Annotated in this window: 11 protein-coding genes; all 11 read right to left on the bottom strand. The window is 51.6% G+C overall.

What is annotated here, in order from left to right; translation table 11 throughout:
• Positions 1 to 513: 513 nt before the first annotated feature.
• On the bottom strand, positions 514 to 2,025 hold the full coding sequence (lysS, locus tag GYMC10_RS00380) for a lysine--tRNA ligase (protein WP_012818337.1): 1,512 nt from the start codon (positions 2,023 to 2,025) through the stop codon (positions 514 to 516).
• 174 nt (positions 2,026 to 2,199) lie between these two features.
• Positions 2,200 to 2,676, bottom strand: a complete 477-nt coding sequence (gene greA, locus GYMC10_RS00375; RefSeq protein ID WP_009591919.1) for a transcription elongation factor GreA — start codon at positions 2,674 to 2,676, stop codon at positions 2,200 to 2,202.
• A gap of 210 nt (positions 2,677 to 2,886) precedes the next feature.
• A complete protein-coding gene (gene dusB, locus GYMC10_RS00370) occupies positions 2,887 to 3,918 on the bottom strand; it encodes a tRNA dihydrouridine synthase DusB (RefSeq protein WP_012818335.1) in 1,032 nt (343 codons plus the stop codon).
• 223 nt (positions 3,919 to 4,141) lie between these two features.
• Positions 4,142 to 4,348, bottom strand: coding sequence for a helix-turn-helix domain-containing protein (locus tag GYMC10_RS00365; RefSeq protein WP_012818334.1), 207 nt, complete (start codon positions 4,346 to 4,348; stop codon positions 4,142 to 4,144).
• On the bottom strand, positions 4,300 to 4,848 hold the full coding sequence (folK, locus tag GYMC10_RS00360; protein WP_012818333.1) for a 2-amino-4-hydroxy-6-hydroxymethyldihydropteridine diphosphokinase: 549 nt from the start codon (positions 4,846 to 4,848) through the stop codon (positions 4,300 to 4,302). The genes GYMC10_RS00365 and folK overlap by 49 nt, the downstream gene beginning before the upstream one ends.
• A gap of 7 nt (positions 4,849 to 4,855) precedes the next feature.
• Entirely contained in the window at positions 4,856 to 5,218 is a 363-nt protein-coding gene (gene folB / locus GYMC10_RS00355) for a dihydroneopterin aldolase (protein ID WP_006207454.1), read from the bottom strand.
• A 36-nt stretch (positions 5,219 to 5,254) separates the two neighbouring features.
• A complete protein-coding gene (gene folP / locus GYMC10_RS00350) occupies positions 5,255 to 6,115 on the bottom strand; it encodes a dihydropteroate synthase (protein ID WP_012818332.1) in 861 nt (286 codons plus the stop codon).
• Entirely contained in the window at positions 6,112 to 6,999 is an 888-nt protein-coding gene (locus GYMC10_RS00345; RefSeq protein WP_012818331.1) for an aminotransferase class IV, read from the bottom strand. The genes folP and GYMC10_RS00345 overlap by 4 nt, the downstream gene beginning before the upstream one ends.
• On the bottom strand, positions 6,996 to 7,577 hold the full coding sequence (pabA, locus tag GYMC10_RS00340) for an aminodeoxychorismate/anthranilate synthase component II (RefSeq protein ID WP_009591892.1): 582 nt from the start codon (positions 7,575 to 7,577) through the stop codon (positions 6,996 to 6,998). The genes GYMC10_RS00345 and pabA overlap by 4 nt, the downstream gene beginning before the upstream one ends.
• A 1-nt stretch (position 7,578) precedes the next feature.
• Entirely contained in the window at positions 7,579 to 9,243 is a 1,665-nt protein-coding gene (locus GYMC10_RS00335; RefSeq protein ID WP_012818330.1) for an anthranilate synthase component I family protein, read from the bottom strand.
• A gap of 261 nt (positions 9,244 to 9,504) precedes the next feature.
• On the bottom strand, positions 9,505 to 10,440 hold the full coding sequence (gene cysK / locus GYMC10_RS00330) for a cysteine synthase A (RefSeq protein WP_012818329.1): 936 nt from the start codon (positions 10,438 to 10,440) through the stop codon (positions 9,505 to 9,507).
• Positions 10,441 to 10,722: the final 282 nt, after the last annotated feature.

Here is a 10,722-nt window from a genome sequence, read left to right as displayed (position 1 = left end):
ATCTTATCACATCCGCTCGATCATTGCAAGCTTTTTTGAATTTATTTATCAAATTCATTTTAGCTTGTTGATCCAAGCATTTGTTCCAGGCCGTATTTCTTGGCCGGAAATATAATATACCATGGCATCCGCCTATATGCAACCCTTTTTCGTAAATTAAGAATAAGGTAAAATTATACACTCGTTTGCTTGCCTTATATGACTCTTTAAGTCCATCTAATTCTGTCTGCTTCTCGGGAATAGGTATAACTGAAGCTGTATATGAGTCCCCAGAATGACGGTCCACTGCAGGCCATCATCTTTAGCAGCTCCGTTCGTGCTGGTTCCCCAGCCAAGTATCATAGGCGCCAAGCAGACGACACCTAAACACCCAGTCCATTACGTGTTTGTACCAAATGAATGTAGCACAAGCTTTACATTCATAACAAAAGCGCGCTCTATGCACAAAAGAGGCAGTCGACTATAGAAAGCTATAGCCGACTGCCTCTTTTCTATCTATGAAAGGAGCAAAACCTACTCCTTATTACGCATGTGCGGGAACAGCAAGACATCGCGAATGGACGGGGAATTGGTCAGAAGCATGATCAGACGATCGATCCCGATGCCAAGTCCGCCTGTTGGCGGCATACCATATTCCAGTGCACGCAGGAAATCCTCATCCATCTCGTGCGCTTCGTCATTGCCCTGCTCTTTCTCCTTCATCTGCGCTTCAAAACGCTGACGCTGGTCAATCGGATCATTGAGCTCCGAGAATGCATTGGCGTGTTCGCGCGCCACGATAAACAGCTCAAAGCGATCCGTGAACCGCGGATCCACGTCGTTCTTCTTCGCCAGCGGCGAAATCTCAACCGGGTGACCGGTTACGAACGTCGGCTGAATCAGCGTCTCTTCTACGAATTGCTCAAAGAACGCATTCAAAATATGACCGAATGTCATATGCGGCTCAACCGGAACTTTGTGTTCTTTGGCAAGACGGTGCGCTTCCTCGTTGGACATGTCCACGCTGAAGTCTACGCCGACAACTTCTTTTACCGCATCCACCATGGATACGCGGCGCCACTGCGGCGTCAGGTCCACTTCATGCCCTTGATAGGAAATGACTTGCGTGCCCAGCACCTCTTGGGCGATATGGGCAATCAGATTCTCGGTCAGTGCCATAATATCTTTGTAGTCCGCATAAGCTTCATAAAGCTCAATCATCGTAAACTCCGGATTATGACGGGTTGAGATCCCTTCATTCCGGTAAACGCGGCCAATTTCGTACACTTTCTCAAGTCCGCCCACAATCAGGCGCTTCAGATGGAGCTCAATTGCGATCCGCATATACAGTTCCATATCGAGCGCATTATGATGCGTGATGAACGGGCGTGCCGCCGCACCGCCAGCGATGGAATGCAAGGTCGGGGTCTCCACCTCAAGATAGCCTTGGGAATCCAGGTAACGGCGCATCGATTGGATAATCCGGGAACGGGTAATAAAGGTTTTCTGCACATCGGGATTGATGATCAGGTCGACGTAACGCTGACGATAACGGAGCTCTACATCCTTCAAACCATGGAATTTCTCAGGGAGCGGATACAGCGATTTCGAAAGAACCTCCAGTTCCTTCACCTTCACGGTAGTTTCACCGGTCTTGGTCTTGAACAAGACCCCTTTTACCCCGATGATGTCACCCAGATCAAGGATGCTGAATGCTTCATACTGCGCTTCTGCAACGGAATCCTGGCGAACATAAATCTGAATCCGGCCGCTCAAATCCTGAATATGAGCAAAAGAGGCCTTGCCCATGCCGCGTTTAGCCATAATTCGTCCAGCCAGGTTCACTTCCACCTGCTTCTCTTCCAACTCTTCCTTGGAGAGCTCGTCGTACTGTTTCAGAATATCACCTGCGTGATGTTCTCTTTCGTATTTTCCGCCAAACGGATCGATGCCCAGCTTGCGAAGCTCGTCCAATTTGTTGCGGCGGATTTGCAAAAGCTCACTTAACTCCTGTTCTTGTTCCTGGTTGTTCATTTCTTCCGTCATCGTCATTCATCTCCTTCATTTCGCTTCCATAGTGAATCCCGTACACATTCGGCAAGGACTTAACGGTAGGGCAGCCATTTTTCAAGACATGCCATCCATCCATTAAGCCCTCAACCCGGCCCTAACCTATTTAAAAAAGCCCCCCGAAGGAAGCTTTCTACACCACATTCCGACTTACTTCTTAATGTCTACAATTTTATATTGAATAACGCCCGCAGGAACGTTAACATCCACAACCGATCCTTTTTGCTTGCCGATAATCGCTTTGCCGACAGGGCTCTCGTTCGAGATTTTGTTGTTAAGCGGATCCGATTCAGCCGTACCTACAATGGTATATTCCATCGTGTCGCCAAATTCCAAATCCTCCACGATCACCGTGTTGCCCACGCCGACTACATCGGTATTGATATCATCGTTGTTGATGATGCGCGCATTACGGAGCATTTTCTCCAGCGTGATAATCCGGCCTTCGATAAAGGCTTGCTCGTTCTTGGCGTCTTCATATTCGGAGTTTTCACTAATATCGCCATAACCGATGGCAACTTTAATCCGCTCAGCCACCTCGCGGCGCTTCACAGACTTCAGATTCTCAAGTTCGTCCTCCAGTTTCTTCAGACCGTCCTGGGTAAGAATGACTTCTTTATCGCTCATTAACCGATTCTCCTGTCATGTAAATAATTTAAACCACGGTATCAACATACTATATGCGAATTCTTGGGGATCAGAACTTCCCTCTGATGCCTGCTCAATTTCTTGAATTTATACTGAAAGATTATATGGGAACCATTTCAAAAAGTCAATGCGCGCAAAGGCTGTCACGGATGTCGCATATACGCAACCGTTAACAGCCTGCACCTCGTATTATCCAATCGCCGCAGCGGCTTGAGGGTATACGCTTTTTGCCGATTCTTCATGGTCCTCCAGATTGTTCACAAAGTTGTTCAGAAGGCTGACCAATTCATCGCGCTTCGTTTCTTCCATAATAATATCTTTAATGCGAGCCGATCCCTTGAGCCCTTTCAAGTACCAGGAAAGATGCTTGCGCATCTCTCTAACCGCTACCGCTTCGCCGCGCAGGGCGATCAGCCGGTCCATATGCAGGATGGCAATCCGGATTTTCTCCTGGGGAGACGGATCCGACAGCAGCTGGCCCGTCTTCAGGTATTCCACGGTACGGTACAGCATCCAAGGATTTCCCAGCGCTCCACGACCGATCATGACGCCATCGCATCCCGTCGTATCCAGCATCCGTCGAGCATCTTCCGGCGTCACCACGTCGCCGTTGCCGATAACCGGAATGGAGACGGCTTCTTTCACTTGGCGAATGATGTCCCAATCTGCGTGCCCGGTGTAGAGCTGGTCGCGCGTACGTCCGTGAACGCTGACGGCTTGACCGCCCGCCCGTTCGACAGCCTGCGCATTTTCGACAGCATAGATATGATCGCTATCCCAGCCTGTGCGCATTTTCACCGTGACCGGTTTGTTCACGGCATCGACAACCGCCGCGACCATCTCATAGATTTTGTTCGAATCCAGAAGCCAGCGCGCTCCCGCATCCATCTTCGTTACCTTCGGTGCAGGGCAGCCCATGTTGATGTCGATGATATCGGCATTCGTCTGCTGATCGACGACTTTGGCCGCTTCCACCAGGGATACGCGGTCGCCGCCAAAAATTTGCAGGCTCAACGGCTTCTCCCGCTCGTCGACGAACAGCATTTCCTGGGTGCGCTTGTTGCCGTGAACGATCGCCTTGCCGCTGACCATTTCGGCGCAGACCAGACCGGTGCCGAATTCCTTGGCGATCAATCGGAACGCCGGATTGCACACGCCAGCCATCGGCGCCAGAACCACTTGGTTTTTCATTTCAACGTTTCCGATTTTCAATTGATCCATTCCATGTTTCCCTCCTTTATTTTCAAATATTTATTGTTGAAGGATCTCGCTTCTTGAGTGTGAAATCCCTAAGTTTCAAACCAAACCATCATACCCATGAATCGCGCAATCGTCCAGTCCGCAAAAATACACTCATTCTTGTAGATCCCATCCAAGAAGCATCTTCCTATATTAATGGCAGGGTCTCTAAAAAATAAACCTGAATCCCGTCACGATAGATAATCTAGCTCCGTTCCTTAAGCTCCTGCAACGTAATCTCCAGCACGTCGGCAATCTGAGCCAGCATCTGCTCCTCGGCACGGCGGTTCCCCCGTTCGATTGCGCCAAGAACAGCGAGAGAAATACCGGATCGCTCGGCGAGCTCTTGCTGGGTCAAACCCTTCAATTTTCGGAAAGCGCGGATACGCTGCGCCAGCTGCTTGTTTTCCAAAGCTGAATTCCTTCCTTTCCTTCCAGGTTCTCAAGTGCTGTCTTCACCACGGGGTACAGACCAGAAGGTTCAAGCTCAGACACGATATCGGCCAGCGGCCTGAGAACGAAAGCCCGTTCCTGCATGCGGGGATGCGGCAGAACGAGGTCCGGCGTATCCAGACGGCGTCCTTCCATCCATAACAGATCCAGATCCACCGTCCGCGGTCCCCAGTGAATATGACGGACCCGGCCGAGCTGTTTCTCGATTTGCTGCATTACGGCAAGCAGCTCATGGGGACTCAGCGATGTCGACACGGCTGCGGCCATATTAAGGAACATCGGCTGATCCACGTAACCGACCGGTTCGGTCTCATACAGGTTGGATACGCGGTCTACCTCAATGCCTGGCACTTCATCCAACCGTTCCAAAGCCTCCATCAGGTTCCCCTCGCGGTCTCCCAAATTGGCCCCTAAAGCAATATAAGCCTCTGAACACTCAGAGGTGGCGTGTGAATTCATGATCGTCTCACTTCCTGGTCCGGTGCAGCTCAATGGTCACACCTTCAAAATGAATGTCAAAAGGCGGGTGCGGCTTCGTCAATCGGACCGTTAAAGCATCGATAATAGTATAAGTGTCCAATACCTTAGATGCAATATGCTCCGCTAAAGCTTCAATCAGGCGGAACGACTCCGTCCGCATAATATCCAGCAAGAGATCATGAATCTCGGCATAATTTACCGTTAACGTCAGGTCATCCGTCTTCGCAGCTTTGCTCAAATCCATCTCCAGCTCCAGATCCACATAGAATCGTTGACCCAGCTTCCGCTCTTCCTCAAACACACCGTGGTAACCGTAGTATTCCATGCGGCTCAGTATCATTTTATCCATCTCGTACTCCGCCCTTCCATCCTTGATCCCAAAACATTAGTTGCGTTGAAGCTCCGTTGAAGCGTAAGTCATGGCATCGCACATCTTGGCTGTCCGTTTCATATGCTTCACGTCGTGCACCCGAACGATCTGACAGCCTTGCGCAATCCCGTATGCGACGGTGGCTGCCGTTCCTTCCAGCACGTCTTGTGCCGGAGCGCCAAGCGCGGTTTGGATAAACCTTTTGCGGGAGGTAGCCAGCAGTACCGGAAACCCCAATCCCACAAGCTGATCGAGTGATGCCATCACTTTCATGTTCTCGTCATAGTCCTTTGCAAACCCGATGCCCGGATCAAGCAATATTTGGTGATCCTGCACACCGGCAGTGCGCGCAATTTCGACGCTTTCCAGCAAATCGCGTTTTACGTCTTCTATCAGATTCGTGTAATTTCGTTCGCGTCGATTATGCATAAGAATGACCGGGCATCCGAGCTCTGCCGCCGTCTTAGGCATATCAGGATCGTCTTTAAAGCCCCAGATATCATTAATGATATGAGCCCCCGCTCCAATTGCCTGGCGCGCCACTTCCGCTTTATAGGTGTCAATCGACAACGGAATTTGCGGCGCGTGCCGGTGAATAGCTTCAATAACCGGGATTACGCGGGCAAGCTCCTCTGAAGCTCCAACCGGCTCGTGTCCCGGCCGCGTCGATTCCCCGCCGATATCGATGATGTCGGCTCCCTCCTCAATCAGCTGAAGCGCATGCTCCACCGCTCGCTCCGTGTCGTTATAACGGCCTCCGTCCGAGAACGAATCCGGCGTCACATTCAATATGCCCATAATAAGCGTCGATTGACCGAGCTTTAACTCAGCGTCCTTGCCCAAACGATATTCACGTTCATAGATGGTTGTTTTCATATATCAAGCCCTGCTTTCCTTCTATACACATACAGCAATGTACGGGTTATCGGGCCGGCCACTCCTTGTCCGATGGTCAGAGCCTCGCTTTCTACTCCAAACAGCGTCGTAACCGGAACAATCTCCTGAACAGAGCCTGTCGTAAATATTTCATCCGCTCCGGTAAATACATCCCAACCATAACGGCCTTCTTCGGCCTCGATGCCAAGATCGGCAGCCAATTCCAGCACCACTGCCCGGGTAATCCCCGGCAAAATGCCGGTACCCACCTCCGGCGTATATAAACGCCCCTTCTTGACGAAAAAGACGTTGCTGACGATGCCTTCGGCCACGTCTCCCGCCGAAGTTAACATCAGCCCCTCTGGCGGACCACCCGATGGTTCCGGATATCTTGCCAATTCCCGCTTTGCGAGTATATTGTTCATATAATGCAGGGATTTCATCCGGACCGATGATTCCGGCGTGTTCCGCGGTAGGGACAGCAGCCTCATGGCTCTGCCTGTCTCGTAGAGCGCAGCGTTGGCGGCCGGCAGCTCCTTGGCGAATAATATCTCGGCCGGCTTCGCATAATCTCCGGCAGGCAAACCGAGTAATCCTTCTCCTGCGGTTACGGTGTACCGTATATAGGCATCCTGAAGGCCGTTCGCCTCCATCAGCTCCGCAATCCAGCCGCTGATCCTCTCGGCATCCGCCTTGTGGGCGATCCCAAGCTCCCGGCAGCAGTCCGCCAGCCGGTTCAAATGCCGCTCTAGCAAAAAGGGCTTCCCTTGATACGTGCGGAAGGTCTCGAATAGACCCATTCCGTACAAAAGCCCATGATCCATCACAGGTATGACCGCGTCGGCAGCTTCAACGATGCCGCCGTTCATGCCTATATATTTCATGCCTTGGCGCCAGCCGTGCGCTTCAGGAAGTTGCGCAGCATCTGATGGCCATGGTCGGTAATGATGGATTCCGGATGAAACTGCACGCCTTCCACGGGATAATGCTTGTGCCGAAGCCCCATGATTTCGCCCTCTTCCGTCCAGGCGGTAATCTCCAGCTCCTCGGGGAGGGTCTCCTTCTCAACGATCAGCGAGTGATATCGCGTTGCGGTGAACGGAACCGGCAAACCTTCGAAGACCGATTCTCCTGTGTGTTGGATGGCGGATGTTTTTCCATGCATGAGGCGCTCCGCACGGATGACGTTGCCGCCAAAGGCTTGCCCGATCGCCTGATGGCCGAGGCAGACGCCGAAGATGGGAATGATCCCTTTGAAATGCGAAATCACGTCCAGACTAATGCCCGCTTCATTCGGCGTGCACGGTCCCGGCGATATCAGGATATGGTCCGGCGCCAACGCTTCGATGCCGGCGATGTCGATCTCATCATTCCGATAAACCTTGACTTCCTCGCCGAGCTCCCCCAAATATTGAACCAGGTTATACGTAAACGAATCATAATTGTCGATGACAAGTATCATGTTATTTCCCCCCTATATAGGCAGCCGCCTCTGCGGCTTCTTCTTCACTGCACATCAGCGCCGCTATCAAAGCTTTGGCCTTGTTATGGCACTCCCGGTATTCCCGATATGGATCGGAATCAATGACGATCCCAGCACCTGTCTGAATGTAACCGACCCCATCCTTCACGGCGAGGGTCCGGATAATAATGTTAAGCTCCATATCGCCGTTATAATCGATCCAGCCCATCGAGCCGGTATAAGGCCCCCGCGTCACGGGCTCCAGCTCTTCGATGATTTCCATGGTCCTGATTTTGGGTGCGCCGGTAATGGTGCCGCCAGGGAACGCTGCCGCAATGACATCATATGCATTGTTGCCCTCAGCAATCCGCCCTTCCACTTGGGACACCAAATGCATGACGTGCGAGTACCTCTCCACGGTCATCAGCTCCGGAACATGCACCGTCCCGTATGCAGCAATGCGGCCAATGTCATTCCGCTCCAGGTCGACCAGCATAATATGCTCGGCCCGTTCCTTCTCGCTGCCAAGCAGCTCCGCTTCCATAGCCGCGTCCTCTTCCGGATTTCTCCCCCGGCGGCGGGTACCCGCGATCGGCCGGGCAGACACGATATCGCCATCCAGCTTCACCAGCAATTCCGGCGAGCCGCTGGCCAAACTGAAGCCTGGCGAGGATAAATATCCCATATAAGGTGAAGGGTTCAGAATGCGCAGCCACTCGTAAATATCGGAAGGTTCCGCATGGAGCTGCAGATGCCGGCGAAGAGACAAGTTGACCTGAAAAACATCGCCCTGCCGAATATATTCTTGGATCGAGAGAACCGCCTGCTCGAACGCTTCCTGCGAAAAATCAATCTCCAGCCGATCCCAGACCTCCACATTCGGCCCTGACAGCTCCTGCGCTTTCTTCCATCGTTCCTGCCGCACCCGTTCATCTTCGGATTTCGAATCGTTCTCTGACCCCGTTCCGTACATTTGATTCCATTGGGAGAGCATCGATTCGGCTCTTAAGCCGGCCTTCTCATATAATTCCTCCAAAATCTCTTCCTGCCCCAGTGAGAGCTCCGAACCTTCAGAAACATCCGCTGAATCCTCAAGCGCCGTCGCTTCCTTCGAATCTTCCCCGCTCCCGAAAGCCCAAGGCAGAGGAACATGCACCGAGCAGTATAGGCTCTCATCCGTATGATCGTAAATCCAGACTTCTTCCATGCGCATCCACAAATAATCCGGAAAGCCAGGCTCATCCTTAGCCATCACGGGCAGCTGCTCGATCGAGCGGATGACATCGTAGCTCAGAAAGCCTGCACAGCCTCCCCGAAAGTCCGGCCATCCCGGCACTCGGGGTGATTTCCACGCTTTCATCCACTGCTCCAACAGACGCAGCGGCTCTCCCGTTACCTGCGTTCGCAATCCGCCTGACATTTCGACAACTTCGCCCTGGCTTCCTTTTCCCTGCAAAATGGACACCGGTCGTAACCCAAGATACGTGTAGCGTCCACCTTTACCGCTCTCCAGCACAAAGGCATAAGGCGATGCTTCTTTCCAAGCATGTCTCCATGACAAGGGTAATCCTTGTGTTGCTCCTTTATATTGAACCAGATAGGGAACGACGGACCAGCCCTCTTTAGCCCATGACTGCCACTGGGCCAGCTCCACTCTTCTCTCCATGCCGATCCTCCCTTAGTCTGCAAAAGCCTTACTGTTGCCTGTCAGTATACTGTATCCCGCTTCTCTTGAAAACCCTAAATAGAGGCTTGTCCAACAATAATTTTTGAAGCGGTCAGCCCTTGAATCCATTAAAGCGTTATCTTAGGGAGTAGTATACGCAAAAAGCCCCCAATGCTATAAAAAACACATTGAGGGCTCCCTTCTCGCAGCACATTACCTCACTTGGGTGAGATGAAAATGCACAGCCTATTCCAGATCATTTTATTCGAAGTTATAGAGCGGCGTGCTCAGGTAACGCTCTCCGTTACTTGGAATGACAGCGACAACCCGCTTGCCTTTACCAAGCTCTTTGGCGACCTTCAAGGCAGCATATACAGCCGCACCGGAGGAAATACCGCCAAGAACCCCTTCTTCCTTCGCCACGCGGCGGGAAGTTTCAAAGGCATCGTCATTCTCTACATGAACGATTTCATCGTAGACTTCTTGGTTCAAAATTTCCGGGATGAAGTTTGCGCCAATGCCCTGGATTTTGTGAGGGCCTGGCTTGCCACCGGCAAGGATTGGCGATGCAGCAGGCTCCACCGCAATAATCTTGATGTCAGGGTATTGCTCTTTCAGCACTTCCCCAGCGCCTGTAATCGTACCGCCTGTTCCGATGCCAGCCACGAACGCATCCAGGGAACCGCCGATCGATTGGATCGCTTCAACGATTTCCGGACCAGTCGTTTCACGGTGGATCTTCACGTTCGCTTGGTTCTTGAACTGCTCGGCCATGAAGAATCCGGCATTTTCCTTCAGGATTTCTTCGGCCTTCTTAACGGCACCGTTCATTCCTTCCGATCCCGGTGTCAGGACCAGTTCCGCCCCGTAAGCACGCAGCAGGTTTCGGCGCTCCAAGCTCATGGTTTCAGGCATGACGATAACCGCTTTATAGCCTTTAGCCGCTGCCACCATAGCTAAGCCGATGCCGGTATTACCGCTGGTCGCTTCAATGATCGTATCGCCCGGCTTCAAACGTCCATCCTTCTCTGCCTCTTCCACGATGCTGATCGCGATCCGGTCTTTAACGCTGGCGCCCGGGTTCTGGTATTCCAGCTTCAGATAGATCTCTGCGCTATCCTCAGGTACGATCCGGTTCAAACGGACGAGCGGAGTTTCACCGATTAATTCTGTCACATTATTTACGACTTTTGCCATGAAAGAAGACCTCCTCTAAATATGGATCTGGATAAAAATAGTGAATACATAATGGTGTTATTCATTCGAATGTCGAATCATGAATTTGTAGGTTCTCGATGTTAAAAAAATGGGAGCCTGCAGATTAATAAAATTCCAGTTGTTCAATGGCTCTCCAATATCCGAGTAAAAAGGTAGGTTTTTGTACCTTCATCTTATCAACGTTACAGGCCATTGTCAATATCCCGCTGCTCGAAAATCAACATTTCTAGGTGAATTTTCCTGCGACTCACGAACGAGCCG

Origin of the sequence: Paenibacillus sp. Y412MC10 (assembly GCF_000024685.1) — a bacterium.
In the GTDB taxonomy this organism is placed as follows: domain Bacteria; phylum Bacillota; class Bacilli; order Paenibacillales; family Paenibacillaceae; genus Paenibacillus_AQ; species Paenibacillus_AQ lautus_A.
The sequence above is the reverse complement of the archived record's forward strand: the minus strand, read 5'-3'. Positions and strand labels throughout refer to the sequence as shown.